General features: G+C 38.3%; 24 protein-coding genes. 19 read left to right on the plus strand and 5 right to left on the minus strand.

Features of this window, described 5'->3' with window-relative positions; genetic code table 11:
- Positions 1-10 precede the first annotated feature (10 nt).
- The 7 genes from EZ456_RS07035 (at position 11) to EZ456_RS07065 (ending at position 6730) form a co-directional block, all read left to right on the plus strand.
- Entirely contained in the window at positions 11-1255 is a 1245-nt protein-coding gene (locus EZ456_RS07035) for a sigma-54 interaction domain-containing protein (RefSeq protein ID WP_131528671.1), read from the plus strand.
- 50 nt (positions 1256-1305) lie between these two features.
- Positions 1306-1818 (plus strand): LptE family protein, encoded by a 513-nt coding sequence (locus EZ456_RS07040; RefSeq protein ID WP_131528673.1) that lies wholly within the window; start codon positions 1306-1308, stop codon positions 1816-1818.
- 74 nt (positions 1819-1892) lie between these two features.
- Positions 1893-2948, plus strand: coding sequence for a hypothetical protein (locus EZ456_RS07045; protein ID WP_131528675.1), 1056 nt, complete (start codon positions 1893-1895; stop codon positions 2946-2948).
- A 14-nt stretch (positions 2949-2962) separates the two neighbouring features.
- Positions 2963-3325 carry a preprotein translocase subunit SecG gene (secG, locus tag EZ456_RS07050; protein ID WP_108197142.1) on the plus strand — a complete coding sequence of 121 codons (363 nt, stop codon included), beginning with the start codon at positions 2963-2965 and terminating at the stop codon, positions 3323-3325.
- Positions 3326-3459: 134 nt separating this feature from the next.
- Positions 3460-4485 carry a sensor histidine kinase gene (locus EZ456_RS07055; RefSeq protein ID WP_131528678.1) on the plus strand — a complete coding sequence of 342 codons (1026 nt, stop codon included), beginning with the start codon at positions 3460-3462 and terminating at the stop codon, positions 4483-4485.
- Positions 4486-5065: 580 nt separating this feature from the next.
- Entirely contained in the window at positions 5066-5707 is a 642-nt protein-coding gene (locus EZ456_RS07060; RefSeq protein WP_029274248.1) for a DUF47 domain-containing protein, read from the plus strand.
- Between the two features lie 12 nt (positions 5708-5719).
- Positions 5720-6730: an inorganic phosphate transporter gene (locus tag EZ456_RS07065; protein WP_131528680.1), complete on the plus strand. Its 1011-nt coding sequence runs from the start codon at positions 5720-5722 to the stop codon at positions 6728-6730.
- Between the two features lie 645 nt (positions 6731-7375).
- On the opposite strand, the gene EZ456_RS07070 is transcribed toward EZ456_RS07065, so the two are convergent.
- Both EZ456_RS07070 and EZ456_RS07075 read right to left on the minus strand, forming a co-directional pair.
- The gene (locus EZ456_RS07070) at positions 7376-8683 is read right to left on the minus strand and encodes a carboxypeptidase-like regulatory domain-containing protein (protein ID WP_131528682.1); all 1308 of its coding nucleotides are present in this window, start codon (positions 8681-8683) and stop codon (positions 7376-7378) included.
- Positions 8676-9254 carry an RNA polymerase sigma factor gene (locus tag EZ456_RS07075; protein WP_131528684.1) on the minus strand — a complete coding sequence of 193 codons (579 nt, stop codon included), beginning with the start codon at positions 9252-9254 and terminating at the stop codon, positions 8676-8678. The genes EZ456_RS07070 and EZ456_RS07075 overlap by 8 nt, the downstream gene beginning before the upstream one ends.
- A gap of 219 nt (positions 9255-9473) precedes the next feature.
- Here EZ456_RS07075 and EZ456_RS07080 point away from each other — a divergent pair, with 219 nt between their 5' ends.
- From EZ456_RS07080 to EZ456_RS07130, 11 genes are all read left to right on the plus strand, one after another.
- The gene (locus EZ456_RS07080) at positions 9474-10235 is read left to right on the plus strand and encodes a DUF4197 domain-containing protein (RefSeq protein WP_131528686.1); all 762 of its coding nucleotides are present in this window, start codon (positions 9474-9476) and stop codon (positions 10233-10235) included.
- A 261-nt stretch (positions 10236-10496) separates the two neighbouring features.
- A complete protein-coding gene (locus EZ456_RS07085) occupies positions 10497-11432 on the plus strand; it encodes a TolB family protein (RefSeq protein WP_131528688.1) in 936 nt (311 codons plus the stop codon).
- A gap of 24 nt (positions 11433-11456) precedes the next feature.
- Positions 11457-12392, plus strand: a complete 936-nt coding sequence (locus EZ456_RS07090) for a ketopantoate reductase family protein (RefSeq protein ID WP_131528690.1) — start codon at positions 11457-11459, stop codon at positions 12390-12392.
- Between the two features lie 113 nt (positions 12393-12505).
- The gene (locus EZ456_RS07095; RefSeq protein WP_131528692.1) at positions 12506-13057 is read left to right on the plus strand and encodes an RNA polymerase sigma factor; all 552 of its coding nucleotides are present in this window, start codon (positions 12506-12508) and stop codon (positions 13055-13057) included.
- 10 nt (positions 13058-13067) lie between these two features.
- The gene (locus tag EZ456_RS07100; protein WP_205945045.1) at positions 13068-13415 is read left to right on the plus strand and encodes a hypothetical protein; all 348 of its coding nucleotides are present in this window, start codon (positions 13068-13070) and stop codon (positions 13413-13415) included.
- A 612-nt stretch (positions 13416-14027) separates the two neighbouring features.
- Positions 14028-14294: a hypothetical protein gene (locus EZ456_RS07105; protein ID WP_131528694.1), complete on the plus strand. Its 267-nt coding sequence runs from the start codon at positions 14028-14030 to the stop codon at positions 14292-14294.
- A 5-nt stretch (positions 14295-14299) separates the two neighbouring features.
- Positions 14300-14533 carry a hypothetical protein gene (locus EZ456_RS07110; RefSeq protein ID WP_131528696.1) on the plus strand — a complete coding sequence of 78 codons (234 nt, stop codon included), beginning with the start codon at positions 14300-14302 and terminating at the stop codon, positions 14531-14533.
- A 4-nt stretch (positions 14534-14537) separates the two neighbouring features.
- Positions 14538-14930 (plus strand): glycosyltransferase, encoded by a 393-nt coding sequence (locus tag EZ456_RS07115; RefSeq protein ID WP_131528698.1) that lies wholly within the window; start codon positions 14538-14540, stop codon positions 14928-14930.
- Positions 14931-14984: 54 nt separating this feature from the next.
- Positions 14985-15437, plus strand: a complete 453-nt coding sequence (locus EZ456_RS07120; RefSeq protein ID WP_205945046.1) for an Hsp20/alpha crystallin family protein — start codon at positions 14985-14987, stop codon at positions 15435-15437.
- Positions 15438-15621: 184 nt separating this feature from the next.
- Positions 15622-16842, plus strand: coding sequence for a DEAD/DEAH box helicase (locus EZ456_RS07125; RefSeq protein WP_131528700.1), 1221 nt, complete (start codon positions 15622-15624; stop codon positions 16840-16842).
- A gap of 70 nt (positions 16843-16912) precedes the next feature.
- Positions 16913-17824 (plus strand): AEC family transporter, encoded by a 912-nt coding sequence (locus tag EZ456_RS07130; protein WP_131528702.1) that lies wholly within the window; start codon positions 16913-16915, stop codon positions 17822-17824.
- A 714-nt stretch (positions 17825-18538) separates the two neighbouring features.
- On the opposite strand, the gene EZ456_RS07135 is transcribed toward EZ456_RS07130, so the two are convergent.
- Both EZ456_RS07135 and EZ456_RS07140 read right to left on the minus strand, forming a co-directional pair.
- Entirely contained in the window at positions 18539-19732 is a 1194-nt protein-coding gene (locus tag EZ456_RS07135) for a C1 family peptidase (RefSeq protein ID WP_131528704.1), read from the minus strand.
- A gap of 112 nt (positions 19733-19844) precedes the next feature.
- The gene (locus tag EZ456_RS07140; protein WP_131528706.1) at positions 19845-21272 is read right to left on the minus strand and encodes an L-serine ammonia-lyase; all 1428 of its coding nucleotides are present in this window, start codon (positions 21270-21272) and stop codon (positions 19845-19847) included.
- Positions 21273-21382: 110 nt separating this feature from the next.
- On the opposite strand from EZ456_RS07140, the gene EZ456_RS07145 reads away from it, so the two are divergent.
- Positions 21383-21874, plus strand: coding sequence for an RDD family protein (locus tag EZ456_RS07145; RefSeq protein ID WP_131528708.1), 492 nt, complete (start codon positions 21383-21385; stop codon positions 21872-21874).
- Here the strand turns inward: EZ456_RS07145 and EZ456_RS07150 are convergent.
- Entirely contained in the window at positions 21855-22514 is a 660-nt protein-coding gene (locus EZ456_RS07150; protein ID WP_131528710.1) for an MgtC/SapB family protein, read from the minus strand. The two genes, EZ456_RS07145 and EZ456_RS07150, sit on opposite strands and share 20 nt — an antisense overlap.
- Positions 22515-22531 lie beyond the last annotated feature (17 nt).

The following is a 22531-nucleotide window of genomic DNA, read 5'->3' on the forward strand; positions in this document are numbered from 1 at the left end:
GAAAGAATAAATGGATACACAAAATATTAAACAACGGTTCGGTATTATTGGCAACTCGCCATTGCTTAACCGTGCTATCGATATTGCAAGCCAGGTATCACCAACTGATATGTCGGTGTTAATAACAGGCGAAAGTGGTAGTGGTAAAGAGGTGTTCTCACAGATTATCCATCAAATGAGTGCCCGTAAACACGGTGCTTTTATTGCTGTAAACTGTGGTGCCATTCCCGAAGGAACCATTGATTCAGAATTGTTTGGTCACGAGAAAGGATCTTTTACTGGCGCACACGAGGCACGTAAAGGATACTTTGAGGTAGCAAACGGCGGAACCATTTTTTTAGACGAGGTTGCTGAACTGCCTTTGGGCACACAGGCACGTTTACTGCGTATTTTAGAAAGTGGCGAATACTTACGCGTGGGCTCGTCTAAAGTTCAGAAAACAGATGTCCGCATTATTGCTGCAACCAATGTTGATGTGTATAACCGCGTAAAAAATGGAAAATTCCGCGAAGATTTATATTATAGGTTAAATACTGTTCCATTGCGCATACCAGCTTTGCAAGAGCGTAAAGAAGATATTTATTTATTATTCAGAAAATTCTCTGCCGATTTTAGTGATAAATACCGTAGTCCGGCATTGCACCTGGAGCCAGATGCCATTCAGATCTTAACCAATTACAGCTGGCCGGGTAATGTTCGCCAGTTAAAAAATATTGCCGAACAGATCTGTGTATTGGAAAAAGACCGTAATGTAACCGGACAGGCTATTTTAAACTACATCCCGAATGAAGCAGGAAGTAACCTGCCAATGACGATTAATTCTCAGTCGAAAGAAGATTTTACAGAAAGAGATATTTTGTACAAGGTACTTTTCGATATGAAAAAGGATATGGTTGAACTCAAAAAACTAGTTGCCGAAATTATTCAGCACGGTGGAAATACCGCAACTGTTTTGGCAGATAACCCACAATACATCAATCAGCTGTATCGTGATGTAGAATTGCCTGCAGGGCAGGAACATGCCTTTACCATTCAGCAACCTGCACCAAGCAATAATAATATCAACAACAATAATGCAGATTATTTTGCGCACGAGGCTGAAGAGGTAGAAGAATCTTTGTCGTTAGTGGATAAAGAATCTGACTTGATTAAAAAAGCATTAAAAAAACACAAAGGTAAACGTAAGTTCGCTGCGCAAGAATTAGGTATCTCCGAACGCACCTTGTACAGAAAAATTAAAGAATTAAATTTATAGCTTCATCACCTTTAAAAACAATGAGCAATAAATTAATAATTATACAACTGATGAAAATAAAAATATTTGCTTTAATTCTTGTTGCTTCAATATTGAGCGCGTGTTCTTATAAGTTCAGTGGGGCATCAACAACGGGGTTAAAAACGGTTGTTGTTCGCGTATTTGAAAATAATGCACCGTTGGTTGTGCCAACACTAAGTAATCAGATCACTGAATCATTAAAAACCCGGATCCGCAATCAAACCAAATTGGTTATTTCTCCTACAGGTGAGGGTGATGCATCATTTGAGGGAAGAATAACGGGTTACGATATTAAACCGGTTGCGCTTCAAAATAGCGCTACACCTACCTCAGGTGCAAACAGATTAACAATAACGGTTTCGGTAAAGTATAAGAATAATATAAAAGAACACGAAAAAGAAAGCTTTGAAGAAAGCTTTACCAAATATTTCGATTTTCCGATAAGTGGAGCGCCTATTCAAACATTACTGCCTGGTGCTATTGAAAACATTAACAGACAATTATCGGAAGATATTTTTAACCGTGCATTTGCGCAGTGGTAAATAAAGCAGGATTCTAAAAGACAAAATTTTCAAAACCCGTCTACATTTTTTTAACTTAGCGGCAAACCTCGATAATGGATAACAAAAAGCTACTGGCAGATTTACTTGCGCAACCTGGAAAGGTTGGACCAGAGCATGTATCCATGTTGCAGGAAATGGTGCAGCAATTTCCATATGCTCAGCCCATCCATTTACTGTTGGCTAAGGCTAATCCATCAGCAGTGCCGAAGGCAGCACTCTATAGCCAAGGGCATGTATTGTTCCATGTATTAAATATGGTTTCAGTCCGAGAGACAGAGCAGGAAGAGGAAACAGAAATTAATGAAGTAGTTACTGATACACAGGATGAACAGGAGGTTTTTGAAGAAATAAGTGAATTTACAGAAGATGTCCATTCATCTATAAATCAAACAGCAAACGTAGAAACGCCAAATAACCTGCCAGGTATTGATAGTCATTTAATGGACTTACCTGCCGATGACGATTCTTTTATTGAAAGTATAGCCGCTACCGATTTCTTTGCCTTTGAGCAGAAATTAAGTACAGATGTAGTTGCAACCGTTCCAGAGATTGAAACTGTAGTTCCGGACGAACCTGAAAGGAATTTTGTTTCGCAATATAACGACGATAAGCTTCCGTACACGTTTTTATGGTGGTTGGCTAAAACCCGTAAAGAGCACGAACAGATTTTTCAACCTTATGCTCACCCTAACGCCGCTAAGGTAAAACCACAGCCACAAAATAACCAACAACAAGAAAGAGCTGAGTTTCAACAACAGTATGTTGAGCATATCTTTCATATTCAAACTCCTTTCGAAGTAGCCGATCATTTAGCTGAATATCCTTCTGCCGAAATTAAAGATGCAAAGGGCGCTGAAATTATAGAGAAATTCTTAAAAGAAGATCCAACAATTAAGCCTCCAAAGCCTGAACAGATAGATAATGAAAATAAGGCAAAGAAAAGCGCAGAAGACAATTACGACCTTGTTTCGGAGACTTTAGCTAAAATTTATATTGAGCAAATGCTTTATCACAAAGCCATAGATACTTATAAAAAATTAAGTTTGAAATATCCGGAAAAAAGCCGTTACTTTGCCGACCTTATCCAATCTATAGAAAAGAAATTTTAAAATATAATATTACCATGGTAACCTTTTTAATCATTTTATTAATTATTGCGTGTGTAGCCTTAGGCTTGTTTGTTTTAGTACAAAATCCTAAAGGCGGAGGTTTAGCTACAGGCGGTGGCACCAGTAACATGTTTGGTGTACAACGTACTGGCGATGTTTTAGAAAAAGGATCATGGGTATTGTTAACCCTAATAGTAGTTTTAACCCTTGCAGTTACTACAATTGCTAAAACTAGCGGTGGTACTGCTGCAGTTGGAAACTCAGCTATTCAAGAGCGTTTAGATAAAACGCCGTCACCATCTCCACTTGGCGGAAATTTAAACAGCACTAAACCTGCAGCTTCGACTCCAGCTAAAACAGATTCTACAAAGAAATAAGTAATACTTACCGTATTTTATAAAGTTTTCCCCAAAAAGGAAAGCTTTTTTTTGTTTTAACATTCCGCAAAAAAATGGATCAATCACCTTTATCTCTTAACACACATTTAACATAAAAAGCTTTAAATTGCAACATGAAATTAAGTGTGCTGGTCCTATTTACTGCTCTCGCCGTTGGTCTTTCCATCGGGATGGTTAATTTTTATTTTCAGCATAGTCTGTATTACATGGCTATTTCTTTTGGTGTATCCTTTCTGTGCAGTTTTTTGGTTTTTTATTATTTGCTGGAGAAATACATTTATACCAAAATTAAACTCATCTACAAACTCATCCATAACCTTAAATTAGGTAAAGATTTAAAAGATGCGCTTGGCGAGTATGTGAGTTCCGATCCGATTAATGATGTAGAGCAAGAAGTAAAGGAATGGGCGGGCGCGAAGAAAAAAGAAATAGATTTATTAAAAAAACAGGAACAGTTTAGAAGAGAGTTTCTTTCGAACGTTTCGCATGAGTTTAAAACACCACTTTTTGCCATTCAAGGTTATATTGAAACTTTACAAGACTGTTTGGTAGATGATCCGGATCAGGCTGTTTTATTTCTAAAAAAAGCAGAAAATAATGTAGAGCGCCTGAGTTATTTAATTAATGATTTAGACGTTATTTCAAAGTTAGAAACGGGCGAATCGCCAATTAACTACCAAAAATTCGATTTTGTGCAGCTGGCGAAAGAGGTAATGGAAAACCTCGAAGACCGCGCAGAAGCAAAGAATATTAAACTCTTTTTTAAAGATAAGTATACTGCCATTACATTGGTTTCGGCCGACCGTGAAAAGATTAGGCAGGTATTAATTAACTTAATGGTAAATAGTGTTAAGTACGGCATTGATGGAGGGGAGACGGCCATTAAGATTTTTGAGCTGCACGATCAGTTTTTGATAGAAGTTACCGATAATGGCATTGGGATTGAAGAAAAACATTTATTACGCTTATTTGAACGTTTTTATCGCATCGATACCCACCGGGCGAGAGAAGTGGGAGGCACGGGTTTGGGCTTAGCCATTGTAAAACACATTTTAGAGGCACACCAACAGACTATTTCGGTCAGAAGTACGCCGGGTATAGGTACTACCTTTGCTTTTACGCTACAAAAAGGCGGGTAACAATTGCCTTTACCACAGAGCACACAGAGAAGGTCACAAAGGGCACAAAGAAGTTGCTATGTTTTTGTGTCTCTATCCGTTTTTACCATAAAGACAAGGGAGTATACAAAGAACCTTTATTTCTAATTCCTAGGTAAATGACTTACCAACCTTTCTATGATAATACGAATTGTTATTATGGATACCGACAGGAAAATCAATCGATCAATGTTTTTCGGATGGCCGCTTACCCCAGTTCATAAACCCGATATAAGCGGCATCCCGATCTTTCATCGGATAAAGCGTTTAGCGGGACTGCCATTGCCGAAGAAGAAGTTTCGCCGTTTTCCAAATCCTATTCATCACATCACGGCTAAAAAAGTGCAGTTACCGCTCGCATTGGTTGGTATAATTAGCAAAATTTTCTTCTGAAGAATCAGCTACACTATTTTCTATGCCTTATTGATTCATTATCAAACACCTAAAAAATGTTGAAATGAACTCTGTATGACGAAAGACCAATCGATTTCGTTAATATAATTAAGAAATTAACATTAACTTAACATTGGGCTTGTAGCTTTGCAACATATTAAAAATTAACATGAACAATATTTTTAAGTTCTTTACACCTCAAGACAAAAAGTTTCATCCGCTTTTCGAACAAGCAGGTAGCAATGCATTAAAAATTGCTGAAACCCTTTTAGAAATGGTTAGCACGGGTGATGCTGAAAGCAGAAAAACAATTTTTAAAGAAATTGAGCGCCTGGAGCATGTAGGTGATGATATTACCCATTCAATTTTTCTTGAACTGAGCAGGAACTTTATTACGCCATTTGATAGAGAAGACATTCATGCACTGGCTACTGCAGTTGATGATGTTGCCGATTACATTTATGGTACTGCAAACCGTATGCAGATGTATAACATGAATACCATTAACGAGCCGATTGTTAAAATTGCCGAACTTTTGGTAGAAATGTGTACTGATATTGATAAAGCAATTAAAGAATTACGCAGTTTCAAAAACATCCGTGTAATTGCCGATGCTTGTATCCGTATTAACAGTGGCGAAAATCAGGCTGATTATGTATTTACATTAGCGGTAGCCCGTTTATTTGAATACGAAACCAATGCGATTGAATTAATTAAACAAAAAGAGGTTTTACAAACGATAGAAAAAGCGACAGATAAATGTGAGGATGTGGCGAATGTGCTTGAAACTATCTTGGTTAAAAACGCTTAATAAAAAACAAACATGGTAACTACCTTATTGGTTGTTGTTGTAATTCTGGCTATTGCTTTCGATTACATTAACGGCTTTCACGATGCCGCTAATTCGATTGCAACAGTTGTTTCTACAAAAGTTCTTACGCCTTTTCAGGCGGTTTTGTGGGCTGCGTTGTTCAATTTCGCCGCCTATTTTTATTTTACCGACCACAAAGTGGCTAATACCGTTGCTAAAACGGTAATTGAAAATTATATCACATTAGAAGTTATTCTTGCAGGTTTAGTTGCTGCAATTATCTGGAACCTTTTAACCTGGTGGTATGGTATCCCTTCAAGTTCATCGCATACCTTAATTGGTGGTTTTGCCGGTGCAGGTATGACACATGCTTTACTTACTGGCGCTAGTCCGATGGATGCTGTAAACATGGGTTATGTAGTTAAAATTGTATCATTTATTGTATTAGCTCCAATAATCGGTTTGGTAATTTCAGTGGTTTTAACATTGATTATCATCAATATCTGTCGTTATGCGAAGCCATCAACTGCTGAGAAATGGTTTAAACGTTTGCAGTTATTGTCATCTGCAGCATTAAGTTTCTTTCATGGTGGTAACGATGCGCAAAAGGTAATGGGAATTATCGCCACAGCATTAATTGCAGCAAAAGTAATTCCTGATTTCGACTCAATGCCTGCATGGGTGCCAATCGCTTGTTATTCGGCAATCTCATTGGGTACAATGAGTGGCGGCTGGAAAATTGTAAAAACAATGGGTTCTAAAATTACCAAAGTAACAGCACTTGAAGGCGTTGCGGCAGAAGGAGCCGGAGCAATTACATTGGGTATTACTGAGCACTTCGGTATTCCGGTTTCTACAACGCATACTATTACAGGATCCATTGTAGGTGTAGGGGTTGTAAAAAGTGTATCAGCAGTACGTTGGGGTGTAACTATTAATCTGATTTGGGCATGGGTTTTAACCATTCCGGTATCGGCTACTTTGGCTGCAATAATTTATGCAGCAATTTATTACTTAAAATAAAAACAAAATCTTTAATATATACTTAAAAAGACCAAGACTTAATTGTTTTGGTCTTTTTTTGTTTTATAATGATTTGGAAAGCAAGAGTGGAAGCCTTTGGTTTGGGTCCCGTCCCGCTAAACGCTTTATCCTGATGAAAAAATCAGGATGCCGCTTATATCGGGTTTAAATTACAATTGTTGTGGTTTTTGGGAGAATATTGGGTGCCGCAAATCTTTTTGATAAGGAGAAATCCGAAAATGAGTAGTTCGTCATTCCTACATAGGTGGGGGATCTTAAAGCTCATTGCATTATCCTGAAGGAATGCCCTTGGCATGATTCCCAATCATTTACGAATGACAGTTTCCAAAAATCAGGAGTCATTGCGAGGCACGAAGATAACCGAACAAAGTGAGCTCATGAATGCCTTTAAAAACATATTTAAAAATGAATAATCTTTCCAACTTGCGATAAAGATTGCTTCAGCCAATGAAAAATCGGCTTCGCAATGACGATCTCCTTAGGAGAAATTTGTCATCCCAATTCCTTTTGTTTTTTTTCTAAAACTGACATCTGGTAATGACGATTCGCCTTAAGTCTATTTAGAGACCTATCATCTCCTTAAAATCCCTTATATGCTTTGCTTGTGGAATGGTTTGAATACGATTAAAACTTAACGCTTATTTCAACTAAATCTGTTCCGTTTTTAGGTAATACCCAATCCGGACCATCTTGAATAAGTCGTTTCGCTTCCGCATCGGCTTTTTTGTTAAGCGATTTTATAACGGTAATATTTGTTGGCCGTCCGTTGTTTTTAACTTTGAAACTTAAAATTACAAATTGCTCCGGGCCTTTAGGGTTATAAAGCTTATTATTATTTTCTAAGTATTGGCTATAGTTAATGGTAGAAACCGGAATAGGTTTCGTAATATCATCGGCCGATTTTCCATCCAGGTTTTGTTCTGCACGCAGTGTAATTTTCGGCGCAGCAATATTTTCTTTTTTGTGCCCGTTCGAACCTGTAATTAATGCAATTTCGTTTAGTGATTTATTCCCACTTAAAGCACCTTTAATCGCATTAGGGTCTTGTAAGCCGGCTACAGGCAATTCCTTGAAACCAATGGCATTAATCAACAAGTCCTTATCTCTTGCATTACTATCGGCAGGTAAATAGAAATAACCTTTAGCATCTGTTGCGGTTACATTTTTGGAGCCAGCTAACTTTACCACAGCACCCTGAACAGGCCGGCCATTGCTTTGGTCTACAACGTTGCCACTAAATGCAATTTTACTTGAGCCTAATGCCGGCGCAGGTGCTGCAGCTACCACAGTTTCATTTAGTATACTTTGTTCTGCCTTTGCTTTATAAGCAGAGGCACCAAAGTTTTCTGCTTTTGCCGCTCTTGCCCGATTGTAATCTGAAACAGCTTTTGCTTCGGCAATTTGTTGTTCGGCAGGTTCTACAATAGGTTTGGTTTTAGTATTTTTTGCTAAATCACCTGTTTTTGCAGCTGTAATTGCTTTATCTATCAAAGCTGTCTTTGTCGAATTTTGAGTAAACGTATCTTTTTTAGGTTGATTTGAAGCAATTGCTGTTGTGCTATCCAATTGAACCATTACACCACCTTGTTTATGTGCTGCAAGTTCTGCGTTTCGGCGGTTAGTTTCGCGCATAAAGAATAAAATGCTCACCGCGATAAAGGCAACCGTTGCTGTTGCCGCAATACTTAACCTTTGCGTAGTAATGCCCCAAAGCTTGCGTTTTATAGGTTTCTCAGAAACACGGTCGTACAGTTGTTTTTGTAAAATAGACAGTGTTTGCTTGCGTTTAGGTGATTGTTTTAGTCCTTCCAATGCTTCGGCAACAAAAGGGTCCTCCAAAGCCTGTCTTTCTACGAAGTGCATAGCCTTAGCATCAAGCTTACCATCCAGGTAATCTTCCAGAACATCAATATCTAACCAATCGTTATTCACTACTGTTTTTCTCTATACAAATCTTTAAATTACGCTTACCGTTTTGGATGTAACTCTTCACTTTAAGCATATCGTAGCCAGTAATATCGGCCACTTCTTTATAACATTTTTCTTGTAAATAAAATAAATCTACGCTTTTTCGCTGTTCTTCAGGCAATGTTTCCATGCACTTTTCCATAATGGTAAGCTGTGTTTCTTTTGTGTTGTCTATATCCAGATGCACAAACTCGCTGTTTTCCACAAAAGTATCGTCTATTGAGACATTATTTTGCTTGGCCGATTTCCGTAGGGCCATTAAACAATGGTTCCGCGTTAAAACATGAAGCCAGCTTTTAAAATTTTGTACCTCATGTATTTTCAGCTTTTTTACCAGTTCTTCAAAAATTTGCATTACCGCATCCTTACTCTGCTCTTCATCTTTAAAGTAGTTTAAGCAAACCCCAAACACCAAATGCATATATTTATTGTAAAGCGTACCCAACGCGTCTAAATCGCCAGTATTTTTATACTCGGCAATCAATTTGGCGTCGTCTTGCTGGGAGTTTCCAGCTGTGTTTTTTATAAACCTCAAAAAAATGGTAGCTATTTCGAATTATCTTTCAAGTATAAAAAATATTTCTGAGTGATGAGACATAAACTAATTTTTTAGGAAGAGAAGGTGCTAAATATTTTACGTTCTTCACTATCTTTTTAAACGGTTTAACAATGTTGCCATGGGCAAAGGCTTATCTTTGAGGGTAAATAAAAAAAGTATGGCAGTTGTTTTGCTAACTATGATTAAACACACAAAATGAAAAAGATCAATATTTTAACGGCATCACTGGCCATGCTGGTATTTGCAAGCCTAAATGTTAGCGCACAGATTAAACTGAGTGATATATTTAAAAAGATAACCGAAAAACAAGGCACTACAACAGCTGCTACCGGAACACCATCTACTTTTGAAATAGGACAGGGGATTAAGGAAGCGCTACAAATTGGTGTTTCTGCTGGCGCTGACAGGCTTTCACTTAAAGATGGCTTTTTGGGGAATCTGGCTGTTAAAATCCTAATGCCTCCTGAAGCACAAAAGGTTGAAAAAACATTGCGCGGCATAGGTTTGAATAAACTTTGCGATAATGTAATTGTAAGCTTAAACCGCGCTGCCGAAGACGCTGCTACCGAAGCGAAGCCCATTTTTATATCGGCCATTAAACAGATGACTTTAACGGATGCGACTAATATCCTGTTGGGTAACAAAGACGCAGCTACCGAATATTTTAAAAGGGTGACAACTGCACAATTGATGCAAAAATTTAGTCCGATTGTAACCACAAGTTTGAATAAGGTAAATGCCACCAAGTATTACAGCGATTTAACTACACAATACAACCGTTTACCTTTGGTAAAGCCAGTAAATACCAACTTAACTGAATACGTTACACAAAAAGCGATAGATGGTTTATTTGTGGAGGTTGCGAAAGAAGAACTAAAAATTAGGGGTAACCTGAACTCAAGAAGCACAACATTGCTGCAAAAGGTATTTGGTTACGCTGATAGGAAAAAGATTTAATCTGTTTAATTGTTGTTCGTGAAGACACGAACCACGGCAGATAGAAATCGATTGCCTCGGTCTGTGTCTCCACAGGCCGAAATTAGACTCTTTTGGTATCGTATTGGTTTTTGAAAGATTTAATCGGTTTAGTTGTTGTTCGTGGGGACACGTGCCATGGCGAAGGATAGGATCGACCAACACAAAGTTTGTATTAAGTAAAATATAGCTTCTTTGTCCACTCAGCAACCGCAGACACAAAAACTATTTGTAAAATTGTACATGAGGAAAATCAGCACCACATTAATTTCTATCTTAATTCCCTGTGTTACATTAATCACTTCTTGTGGCAACAATAAATCGAAAGAAGAAAATACCAAAGCCATTTTAGATACTGTTTCATTAAGCAATAAAAATTTTGCTTTGGCTTATCAGGATGGTGATAAAATTGTAGCCACAAGTATCGATACCATGAAACAGATTTCGTTCGGTGGTGCTACCGATCCGGCAATTTCTCCTGATGGAAATAAATTGGCTTATACGCTTAGCGATTCTGTAGGAAATAGATCAATCTGGATTGCTGATATGGAAAATAAAAGCCAGGGGAAATTGCAGGTAAATAGCAATAATTATTATCAGGCCATGTGGTCGGCCAATGGAGGTGCTATTGCTTTCAATATTTTTAACAACAAAAACCTATGGAAGATAGGCGTAATTAAAGCCGATAATTCGGGTTATGTGATGCTTGATAGTGCATCTAAAATAAATGTTTATGCGCCAACCTGGAAAAATGAAAAGGAAATCATCGGGCAAGATCTTAATAACCTGTACACCTTTGATCTTTCCGGAAAATTAACAGATACCAAATCTATTGCAAGTTTAATCGGAAAAGACTTTTCGATAGCCAGTAGTAACCGATTCTTTTATACAAAAGATGGAGAAAAACTGATTTTTAATGCGGGGAATACCGATGTTCTGGATGGATTAACAGGACCGAGCGAAGCGGTTTATGTTTTAGATTTGAACAATAAAAAACTAATGCGTATTTCGCCAAAGGGTATGAATGTTCCTTATGTTTTTGTTACGGCCGATGATCGAATTTTTTATAGCGGAGCTGAAAAACCCTTTACGCAAAGCAAAATATATGTTTCTGATTTAGAAGGGAATATTAAAACTGTAGTGGATAAAGGAAATAACCCAACAGGTGCATTGAAATAATCTGTTTATCATATTTAGATTAACATGCTAAATAAAACAAGAATTGTTATTATAGGAATTGGTGGCGTAGGTGGGTATTTCGGAGGCTTATTGTCTAAGAAATACAACAACGGAGATGATGTAGAAGTTGTTTTTGTTGCCCGTGGCGAACATTTAAAGGAGATACAGAACAAAGGCTTAACTGTAATAAAAGGGAGCGAAAATTTTGTAACCAAGCCGTATCTGGCTACTGATGATTATAATAAAATTGGCGTTGCCGATTATATTGTAATCTGCACGAAAAGCTACGATTTAAAACAGACCATCGAAAAGTTAAAACCCTTAATTAACCATAAAACGATATTATTGCCACTTTTAAATGGTGTTAGCGCAAGTGATGAAATTTTAGAAATCCTGCCCAATGCAAATGTTTTAAAAGGCTGTGCGTTTATCGTTTCCAAAATTAAATCGACTGGTATAATCGAAAATTCTGGCAACATTCAAAAGCTATTTTTTGGTATGGATGGGCCACTTAGTGATGAGGTTTTACATCTGAAAGATTTAATGTTTGATGCAGATATCGATGTAACGGTTTCGGATAAAATATCTACCGCCATCTGGGAAAAATTTATATTTATTTCTCCTACGGCTACTTCTACGTCTTATTTCGATAGCACTATCGGAAAGGTACTGGAAGAAAATATTGAAACTGTTCTGAAGTTAATTGAAGAAGTGAAAAACCTTGCCCTTGCTAAAGGCGTAACCATTAGTGATGACATTTCGGGCAAAACATTAAATACGATGAAATCGATGCCCTACGAGGTTACTTCATCCATGCACCGCGATTATCTCAATCAAAAACCGCAAACAGAAGTTGAGTCGTTAACAGGCTACGTTGTACGGGAAGGCGAAAAACTTGGCATTGCTGTACCGACTTATCAAAAACTGTACGAAGGATTACTCAAAAAGAGATCACTATAAGTTCCTAAAAATCAGTTGATTTTGATTGAAAATGCCAATTTTTAAAAAAAAGTAAAGAAAATTTAAAGTAATATTGAGTTTCATCCGTTTACTGGGTTATTAAGCAAAATTTAGTGCCAACAAACGAACCTCAAAATATCATTTCAACGGTTGCCAATTATGGTAAGCGTTTATTCAGTTTCATCCGTGGAAGGGTGAATACAGATGAGGATGCGGAAGATATTTTACAGGACGTCTGGTTTCAGCTCAGCAATCAGCCCGAGGCTGGCGCCATTGAGCAAATTAGTGGCTGGCTATATCGGGTGGCAAGAAATAAGATCACCGATAAATATCGTAAGCAAAAAGAAGAATCGTTAGAAGATTTCACTTTCGAAGGGGAGGATGGTGAAATCAATTTTAAAGAAATTTTACTTGCTGAGGCTTACTCGCCAGAAGAAGAAAGTTTAAAAAAACTATTCTGGGATCAACTGTTTTTGGCCTTGGAAGAACTGCCGGAGAATCAGCGTTACGTGTTTGTTCAGAACGAACTGGAAGAACGTACCTTTCAGGAGCTGGCCGATGAAACCGGAGAGAATATCAAAACATTAATATCAAGAAAAGGTTATGCGGTAAAACACCTGCGTAACCGGTTACAAAATTTATATCAGGAATTTATTAACTATTAAATTTACAGACATGATGAATAGAAATTTTAATCGCGGTAAGAAATTCATGTTCTTTTTCCCTGTAGCGGTGCTTATTGCAGCGGTGCTGGGCTATGTAGTTATGTTTTTATGGAACTGGATTCTGCCAGAAGTTGCCCATGCAGGGCGACTTAATTATTGGCAAGCGCTAGGTTTACTCGTGCTTTGCAGAATATTGTTCGGAAATTTCAATAAAGGAGGGCATGGTGGCGGTTTCCGTGAGCGCGTACGGGGAATGCGTGCTAAATGGGATTCGATGAACGAAGAGGAGCGGGCAAAATTTAAGGAAGAATATAAACGGAGATGTGGCGGATGGGGCCACCACCGCAATAAAGAATAATTGGAAGCCTCGATTAAATTCGGGGCTTTTTTGTTTTACTGTCATTCTGAACGAGGTGTCGTCATCTCGACCGTAGTGCTCCAAAGGAGCTCCTTTGGAGGAGAGATCTTTGACTGTGTAAGATTTCTCCATTCCATTGTACTTCTGTCGAAATGACGATCTTTCTACTAATTCTATTCGGTTGATGGCTCACCGACCGACAAGTTGATTCATTTAAAAGATTTTTCGACTACTCTATCATTGACAGATTTTTAATAGAGTGGTCGTCTTTCCCGCGCAGGCGGGAATCTTAAAGCGCTTGCATTACGATTCCCAATCGAGTTGGGAATGACGATTCCTGGTAACCTAACATTTGCATAAAAATCAGCATCATATTGATTTTTATGAAATAATTATCCCTCGAAATGACGGACCTCTAAAAACTCATTAAAAAGATCCTTCGACTCCGCTCATGATGACATAACGAGGGAAAAAATTCCTTAGTAAATAAAAAAATCAAAATAATTTAAAGTAAAAATAAAGTTGCTCCGTCTTCCTATATAAATAACAAAAACAAAGATGTGTTAGTCAATTTGTTCATGATGAATTGATTACAATAAAAAATATAAACAGATGAAAAAAATATTAAAAACCATAGGATTCGGGATTGTACTTGGTGCAGTCGCTTTCTTCATCCCATTTGCGTTCAAATTTATATTCGCCATCATGCTGATCGGTTTAATGTTCAGGATTTTTATCGGTAAACGATACCATTATTTCCATTACCGCTTTAACGGCTTCGAGAATCATTACAACCCAATTGTACCGATCGATAACCAATGGTATAGACCAACCGTACAAAGCAATGGAACAGTTAACAATATTAACGTAAATGATTAACCGCCATGAAAGCATTTAGAATATTATTGGCATTGGCTGTTGCCGCAGGAACTTTTTACAGCTTAAATGTACTGGCCGTTCAGAATGGATACCGCGACCGGTTAGATTTTAAAAACAGGCATTATCGTGATGATTGCCAACAAGAACATCATAGAAACCATAGTTACAGTCATCACAACGGAAAAATGGATGATACCGTGATTACACCTATTGACAGTATAAACAAAGTAAATAGATAGCATTATGTCACAGGTACTTTTTTTAAGCGATCCATCTCAGGCCGATGTCAGTCCGATTTTGGGTATGGCAAACGAACTGATTACCAGGGGAGAGAAAGTAACTTTCTTTAGCTCGGATGAATTTAAAGCCCCTATAGAACAAATCGGCGCTGATTTTAAAGCCTACAATCGGGAACTGAATATTTTTCAAGGGAAAAAGGTTATGGATGAAGAAGAGAAACCTAAATCGGGACTGATCAGCGCACTGCTTGAACCAATGAAATTTATCGACGATATTTTGGTTCAGATAAGGGGTTTAAAATTTGACTATGCCGTTTTCTCGCCAGCTTATCCCTATGCAAATATCATTACACAGCTATTGGGAATCCCTAAAACGGAGGAGGCCGTTTACAACTAATATTGGCTTATGCCGATTAATTAACAGAATAAATAACAATTAAAATTAAACAAAATGTACAAAGAACATAGATGCCATTCGGGCAAGATGCATAGTCGCTTCGGCGCGGGAGAGGGAAGATTTGGGAGGCGCTTTGGTGGTCCTTTCGGTCACTACAAGCACGACATGTTTAATCAGGGCTTTAGAAAAGTGCCTGTTAACATAGAGGAAACAGAAACCAGCTTTATTATTGAGCTTTTTGCTCCAGCATTGGTTAAGGAGAACTTAAAGGTGGCTACCAAAGATGATGTATTAACCATTTCTTACCAAGCTGAAGAAGAAGCTGATTCGGCTAAAAAGTATAGCCGTAGAGAATATAGCAATTGTACCTTCGAAAGAGCTTTTGGCCTTAATGGAAAAGTTTTAATAGAAAATATTTCGGCCAATTACGCCGATGGAATTTTGAAGGTTACACTACCTAAAAACCCTGAAACGAATACACCAGAGAAAGATATCCTGGTCGACTAAGTTTCGTCTATTATAATTTCCAAGCCCCGATTGCTTTAAAGCAGTTGGGGCTATTTTGTTTATTGCAATAGGAAGGAGTCATCTAATATTGCTTTTCAAATTACTAAGCAAGCGGATATTGAAATGCCGTTTGCTATTAGCGGTATTTTAAGGTACTTTTGCTAAAAGACATAAACACAATAGATTGAATTTTAACGATTTTAATTTTAACCCCGATTTATACGAAGGCTTAATGGCCATGGGGTATAAAAGCGCTACTCCAATACAAGAACAAGCCATCCCGGTAATTTTAGATAATCATGATCTGATTGCCTGCGCTCAAACCGGTACAGGAAAAACAGCCAGCTACCTTTTACCCGTAATGGATAAAATTAGCAAAGCTGCTGATAGACACAACAATACCTTGATCTTAGCCCCAACACGTGAGCTTGCGCAACAGATCGATTTACAGGTTGAAGCACTGGCTTATTTTACCAATATCAGTTCTTTGGCTGTTTACGGTGGAGGAGATGGTATTGCTTACGAACAGCAAAAACGTTCTATGCGCGATGGCGTAGATATTATTATTGCTACCCCGGGTAGGCTGATGGCACATTTATCTTCAGGTGTTTTAAAACTGGAGCATCTGCAGCATTTGATTTTAGATGAAGCAGATAGGATGTTGGACATGGGCTTTTACGACGATATTATCCGCATTATTAGCTACCTGCCAAAGAAAAGGCAAACGCTTTTATTCTCGGCTACAATGGCGCCGAAAATAAGAACCATGGCAGGCAAGATTTTGCACGAACCAAGGCAAATTACCATTTCAATTGCTAAACCTGCTGAGGGGATAGATCAACAGGCCTATAACATTCATGACCAACAGAAACAGGCCCTATTAACCGATATTTTTAAAAGCGGCCAATATAAGAGCAGTATTATTTTCGTTTCGACCAAGGAAAAAGTAAAAGCTTTATACAAAACCTTTAAAGGATTGGGCATTAAAGCCGAAGCTTTCCACTCCGATTTGGGGCAGAAAGAACGTGAAGATATTTTACTGGCTTTCAAAAACCGTAGGTTGCCAATTTTAATTGGAACAGATGTGTTATCTCGCGGAATCGATGTAGAGGGAATCGACTTGGTAATCAATTATGATGTTCCTGGCGATCCGGCTGATTATGTACACCGAATTGGCCGTACGGCAAGAGCAGCAACCAAAGGTACAGCCATTACATTGGTTAATGGGAGAGATAAGCGCAAATTCGATAACATTGAAAAATTAATCGAGAAGGAAGTTCCACGTATGCCACTGCCAGAAAGTATAGCTGCAATGGAAATTACGCATGTGGAAGAAAAGAGACCAAAGCATGAGGGCAAGAAAAAGGTTTGGCACAAAAAGAAAAAACCAAAACCTTCTGCATAAATTATTTAAAACGCCATGAGTACAAATCTTATTGGCGTTTTTCTTTTATAAATTATCTTTGCGCTACTCGATGGCAAACTTCATTCTTATCGGTTTATGCATTTTAGCTGGGATTCTTTTCAGAAAAAGTAAATCGCTACCCAAAGATGCCCACAAAGGCATTAATGCCTGGATTATCTACATTGCATTACCAGCGGTTTCGTTTAAATATCTGCCACATATTACCTGGACTAAAGACCTATTGTTCCCGGCACTGGCACCAATTTGTATCTGGCTATTTGGTTGGTTATTTATTACCCTCTACAGCCACATCCGGAATATGAGCAAAGCCACTTCTGGTGGGCTAAAACTAACCAGTTCTTTAAGTAATACTTCATTTGTAGGTTTCCCATTAATTGTGGCTTATTTTAGTGAGAAAGAACTGGCTATAGCCATTATCTGCGATCAGGTTACGTTTACGCTTTTATCTACCATTGGCATTATTGTAGCCATCCGATCGTCGCAGAATCAAAAGTTAAGCCCGAAACTGGTGCTGAAAAAAGTATTGACCTTTCCGCCGCTTATTGGTTGCATTTTAGCACTGACCCTCCCACGTTTTATTGATCTTTCTTTACTGGATCCACTATTCGAAAAACTAGCGGGTACCGTTGGTCCACTGGCGTTGTTTTCAATAGGTTTACAACTAAAATTTGGCGGCTGGTTTAGCGAATTGAAACACATCAGTTTTGCTTTATTGTACAAGCTGATTTTAGCGCCATTGGTCGTTTTGGTTATGGCGATTGTTTTAGGTATGAATGGAATGATAACCAAAATTACCATTTTCGAAATGGCTATGCCAACGCTGTTAACCGCTGGTGTTGTAGCCGATCAGTATAACCTTAATCCGAAGCTTTCTAATTTGGTAGTTGGGATCGGAATTTTATTATCTTTTATTACCACGGGTTTATGGTGGTTGGTGCTGACTTATTCAGGTCTGGTTTAATGTTTATCTCTCTTTTACCACAGAGGGCACAGAGAGAAGGCACGAAGGTCATAGAGACTTTTTGTTTACTTTAACCACAGATAGAAAGCATGAACATAGATAAGGGCTTAAATTTAATTCGAGATGTCACCCTGAGGGATAATTTATTGTATAAAAATCAATATTAATGACGTATATAATTGATTATTTTTTGTCCTACGGCTCATGCTTTCCTCGGCTCACCGCCGCCGATGGGCTCTTTCTTTTTGGTGTTAAAAAGACCAGCGCAGCTAGCTTGAACACAAATAAAAAAAAGGGAACAAGTGAAAAAACAAAAAACACCGGCTGAAAATTTATTCATTTGTATTATAGTTTTCAGCTGCATTCATGAGGGCTTCGCCGTTTTCTTTCAAAGTTAGTGGGGTGGCTGTGTCGGTGGAGCCCGAAAAATTTGTTAGGTCGGATTTAAGTAGAACGGGGATATATTGCTACGGCCTAGTTAGGTGGAAATGCGCATTCGGTATAAACCACTTATATTTAAGTGATTACAAAATAACTTCAATGGTAGCGGAGTCGAAGGGTAAAATCGAGTCTCAACGAAACGCCCCCTAAACGCTTATCCGTCATCCATTATTCTTCGCCCTCCTTTGCGAAAACCTTCGTGCCTTTGCGGTTAAATCCAAACAAAAAAGCCGCAAAATTTCTTCTACGGCTTCTTGAATGATTTAGATTTAACTATAAAGCTAATTTCTTAGCAATTGCAGATGGAATACCTGCTTTGTTTAATAAAATTGCTGTTGTTTTATATTTTACATAGTTTTTAGTTACGTATAAATATCCTTTATAATCGTTGCTTGCTCCCCAAGAGTTTTTAACGATATAATATTCTTTACCTGTCTGATCTTTAGCTAAACCAATAATGTGCATCCCGTGATCATCAGTAGTTTGATAGTTGTCGAACGCTAGCTGACGGTTCTCCTGCGTAATTTCCATCTCTGGCTGCGGGCCGTTAAACATATCTGCTTTTTGTTTCGCTGTCATATCAGCGAAAGGTGTTTGTGGAACAAAAGCCACACCGTTTTTCCAGCTGAAGTTTTTTTCGCTTACATCTGTAGCCCATGCAACAGTATAGCCACCTTTTAAGGCGTTATCGATAATGTCTGTTAGCTCATTTACTTTAACGTTATAAACCTGATCGAAAGACCAGTTATCGGGCACTAATAAAGTAAATTTGCTGTAGAAAGGGTGATCGTTGAATGATGAAAGTTCTACATAGTTATCGGCATTTAAACCCACCACTTCCTGAGCGAAAGTTTTTGGAGTGTATTTTTTGCCATTATAGGTGAAGTTTTCTGGTACAGCGCCTAAATAAGCATCAATTACACCTGTATAAGCTTTTAACCAGTTTGGCGTTAACTCGCCATTTGCATTCTTTACAACAGCTTCTAAAACACCTTTTTCAATATCGCCAAGCTCTGCGGTTTTATTGATTTTAGTGCCATAGTTTAATCCGGTGTATACCTCTTGTGGAACAGCACCATATTTTCTGTACATGTTGATTACATCGTGCAAAGCACCACCATCGCCTAATGAAACTGCACCATGCATACGCACGTAATTTTTACCTTTTTCTACATAAGCATTCCTGGCAGAAAAAAGCTGAGATAAGGTTACGGGCTGTTTACCCGCTTTAATCATTTCTGATTCTAAAAATGAGTTGGTAGAATAGCTCCAGCAAGTACCTGAAGAACCTTGGTTTTGAACTGGTGTATTGGCCAGGTTAATCACTTCAGTGAATTTAAAAGAAGCAGCACTGTTTTCGCTTTGGTTGTTTTTTAAAGAATTAACGAGATTGTCTTGAGCATAAGTCGCCGATATAGATAACGACAAAGCCAAACCAATCACACTGATTTTTGTGTAGTTGATCATTTTTTTATGAATAATTAATAAAGTCAGCGAATGTAAAAATACTTGTTGATTTGGTGCCAGAAAATTTGTAATAAATCGATAACATTTATCATTTTAATGCAACAATGTTGAATTAACATTCTGGCAAACTGATCGGAATATTAGTTGCCAATCCTCCATCTGATGTTTCTTTGTATTTGGCATTCATATCAAGGGCGGTTTCCCACATGGTATTTACCACAGCATCTAAACTTACTTTGGCCTTATCAGGATTGCTTTGCAGGGCTAGCTGACTAGCGGTGATGGCTTTAATTGCACCCATGGTATTTCTTTCGATACAAGGGATCTGTACCAGGCCACCAATCGGATCGCAGGTTAGGCCCAGGTGATGTTCCATGGCAATTTCTGCTGCCATTAAAACCTGTCTTTGCGAGCCACCTAAACACTCCGTTAGCGCTGCAGCAGCCATGGCTGAGGAAACACCAATTTCGGCCTGACATCCGCCCATAGCGGCTGATATTGTTGCTCCTTTTTTGAAAATACTGCCTATTTCTGAAGCACAGGCAATAAACTGGATGATTTTTTCTTCGCTGTAACCATCACAAAAAGTAATGAAATATTGTAATACCGCTGGAATTACACCTGCTGCACCGTTGGTAGGAGCGGTTACCACACGACCAAAAGATGCGTTTTCTTCATTAACAGCTAGCGCGAAGCAGCTTACCCAGTCTAAAGTATAATTAAAACCGTTTCCACCTTTTCTAATGGCCTCTACCCAGCTATTGTAATCTGAATATTCGCTTTTACCCATTAATCGTTTATTTAGCGGAAATGCCCTTCGCGCTACATTTAAACCGCCAGGTAAAAAACCTGTGGTATGGCATCCGCGATAAATACAATCGCGCATTACGGCGAAATGTTGTAAAATGCCCTTTTTCGTTTCTGCTTCGGTACGCCAGGCCAGTTCGTTCTCTATTACGATTTCACTCACCTTTAAACCGGTAGATAAACACCAGTGTAAAAGATCTTTTGCTTTCTCTACAGGGAAGGGGAGATCTACCTGGGCTTTTTTGCTATTGTCTTCTCCTTCTTTTACCACAAAACCACCGCCAATAGAGTAATAGGTTTCTGAAAATGCTTTTCCATCTTTTAAAAATGCCTGAAAAGTAACCGCATTTGGGTGAAAGGGCAAACTTTCGGCAAAAAGAAAAAGCAGGTCGTTATCGTAGTCAAAATCAAGAATTAAATGATCAGCAAGGTTTAATTTCTTATCTCTTTGGATGCTTTCGAAGGTAGTGGTAACGGCGTCAACATCAAAAGTTACCGGATCAGCTCCTGTTAAACCGAGTAGAATAGCTACATCAGTTCCGTGGCCTTTACCTGTTTTGGCAAGCGAACCGTAAAGCAATATTTTTATACCCTCAACTTCATTAATTAAATTGTTTTGGGCAAGCGAAGCTGTAAACTGTTGTGCGGCCCGCCACGGGCCTAAGGTATGTGAGCTGGATGGGCCGATGCCTATTTTAAAAATATCGAAAACTGAAATCTGTTCCTTGATCATTATGAATATAGTTATACAAAGCTATGATTGTTTTATGATTTTGGATAAATTAATTTTGGGCCATGGTGAAAATATTTTACCTTCGAAAGATCTAATTTAAAGGCGCTAGAATGGACTTCAACAACAACTATCAAGAAATTGATTTAGAATACTGTCGAGCAACTACGGTAAAGAGATTTACTAATTATCTTATCGATTTAGTTGTTTTTTACATCATCGCATTTGGCATTGCAATCATTCTCGGAATCGTTAAGCCTGAACTTTTAGATAGTTTTGAAGGATTATCAGGCCGTTTGATTTCCTTATTACTTTACGGTATTGTAATGTTTATAACAGAAGCAATGTCTAACGGAAGATCAATTGGAAAGTTAATTACAGGAACAAGAGCTGTAAATCCTGATGGTAGCGACATTACTTTTCAAAAAGCATTTATCCGAAATATTGTAAGAGCTATCCCGTTCAATGCCTTTAGTGCATTGGGGAATCCTTGTGCACCATGGCACGACCTTTGGTCGGATACAATAGTGATCGAAGAGAAAAAATTAGCCTTACAAACCCAAAAAATAGATTTGTTCGACTCAGTTAAAAATCAAACTCTATAATATCATCATCTTTAAGCATGCGCTCCACAAATTTCTGATGGTTTTTTGGAGTGCCTGTAGCCGTCCAGTTTCCAGTGATGATATTGTCGACCAATTGGTGTTTTCCGCGCTGTGGTTTAAGTTTACTTTCGCGGAAAACTTCTTCATAGCTTTCTAAATTGCCATGTGTATGCTGTTTTTTAACAATTCGGTAAACCCTTTTGGTAAAGCGTCGGTCGCCAATTTCTTCCAAGAACGGAAAAATAATCAGCGCCAGTAAAACTACAATGGTAACCCCTATAGCCTGTTCGTAATAACCTGAGCCTATAGCCATTCCAATTGCAGCGACAATCCAGATAATGCAGGCAGTGGTGAGCCCTTTAACACGATTTTCTTCTTTAAAAATTACACCGGCACCTAAAAAACCGATCCCCGTAACAATGTTCGATGCAATACGGTCTTGACTGGTTGGCCCAATTTTGATGGATAGGATAGTAAATAAGGTAGCGCCCAAACCAATCATCATCATGGTTTTGAGGCCGGCAGATTTACTTCTGTACTCGCGCTCAGCGCCGATTATGCCACAAAGCAGCGTAGCCAATAAAAATTTATTGATTTCACTTTGTGTAATGAAATGGTTTTGGTCTATGATCTCGTTCATCGCCTTGAATTATCACA

The organism is Pedobacter psychrodurus, from assembly GCF_004331735.1.
GTDB lineage: Bacteria > Bacteroidota > Bacteroidia > Sphingobacteriales > Sphingobacteriaceae > Pedobacter > Pedobacter psychrodurus.

Bases quoted from the DNA above. Each gene is read 5' to 3' on its own strand.
- EZ456_RS07035 (WP_131528671.1), top strand. From the start codon at position 11: ATGGATACACAAAATATTAAACAACGGTTCGGTATTATTGGCAACTCG.
- EZ456_RS07040 (WP_131528673.1), top strand. From the start codon at position 1,306: ATGAAAATAAAAATATTTGCTTTAATTCTTGTTGCTTCAATATTGAGC.
- EZ456_RS07045 (WP_131528675.1), top strand. From the start codon at position 1,893: ATGGATAACAAAAAGCTACTGGCAGATTTACTTGCGCAACCTGGAAAG.
- secG (WP_108197142.1), top strand. From the start codon at position 2,963: ATGGTAACCTTTTTAATCATTTTATTAATTATTGCGTGTGTAGCCTTA.
- EZ456_RS07055 (WP_131528678.1), top strand. From the start codon at position 3,460: ATGAAATTAAGTGTGCTGGTCCTATTTACTGCTCTCGCCGTTGGTCTT.
- EZ456_RS07060 (WP_029274248.1), top strand. From the start codon at position 5,066: ATGAACAATATTTTTAAGTTCTTTACACCTCAAGACAAAAAGTTTCAT.
- EZ456_RS07065 (WP_131528680.1), top strand. From the start codon at position 5,720: ATGGTAACTACCTTATTGGTTGTTGTTGTAATTCTGGCTATTGCTTTC.
- EZ456_RS07080 (WP_131528686.1), top strand. From the start codon at position 9,474: ATGAAAAAGATCAATATTTTAACGGCATCACTGGCCATGCTGGTATTT.
- EZ456_RS07085 (WP_131528688.1), top strand. From the start codon at position 10,497: ATGAGGAAAATCAGCACCACATTAATTTCTATCTTAATTCCCTGTGTT.
- EZ456_RS07090 (WP_131528690.1), top strand. From the start codon at position 11,457: ATGCTAAATAAAACAAGAATTGTTATTATAGGAATTGGTGGCGTAGGT.
- EZ456_RS07100 (WP_205945045.1), top strand. From the start codon at position 13,068: ATGATGAATAGAAATTTTAATCGCGGTAAGAAATTCATGTTCTTTTTC.
- EZ456_RS07105 (WP_131528694.1), top strand. From the start codon at position 14,028: ATGAAAAAAATATTAAAAACCATAGGATTCGGGATTGTACTTGGTGCA.
- EZ456_RS07110 (WP_131528696.1), top strand. From the start codon at position 14,300: ATGAAAGCATTTAGAATATTATTGGCATTGGCTGTTGCCGCAGGAACT.
- EZ456_RS07115 (WP_131528698.1), top strand. From the start codon at position 14,538: ATGTCACAGGTACTTTTTTTAAGCGATCCATCTCAGGCCGATGTCAGT.
- EZ456_RS07120 (WP_205945046.1), top strand. From the start codon at position 14,985: ATGTACAAAGAACATAGATGCCATTCGGGCAAGATGCATAGTCGCTTC.
- EZ456_RS07130 (WP_131528702.1), top strand. From the start codon at position 16,913: ATGGCAAACTTCATTCTTATCGGTTTATGCATTTTAGCTGGGATTCTT.
- EZ456_RS07135 (WP_131528704.1), bottom strand. From the start codon at position 19,732: ATGATCAACTACACAAAAATCAGTGTGATTGGTTTGGCTTTGTCGTTA.
- EZ456_RS07140 (WP_131528706.1), bottom strand. From the start codon at position 21,272: ATGATCAAGGAACAGATTTCAGTTTTCGATATTTTTAAAATAGGCATC.
- EZ456_RS07145 (WP_131528708.1), top strand. From the start codon at position 21,383: ATGGACTTCAACAACAACTATCAAGAAATTGATTTAGAATACTGTCGA.
- EZ456_RS07150 (WP_131528710.1), bottom strand. From the start codon at position 22,514: ATGAACGAGATCATAGACCAAAACCATTTCATTACACAAAGTGAAATC.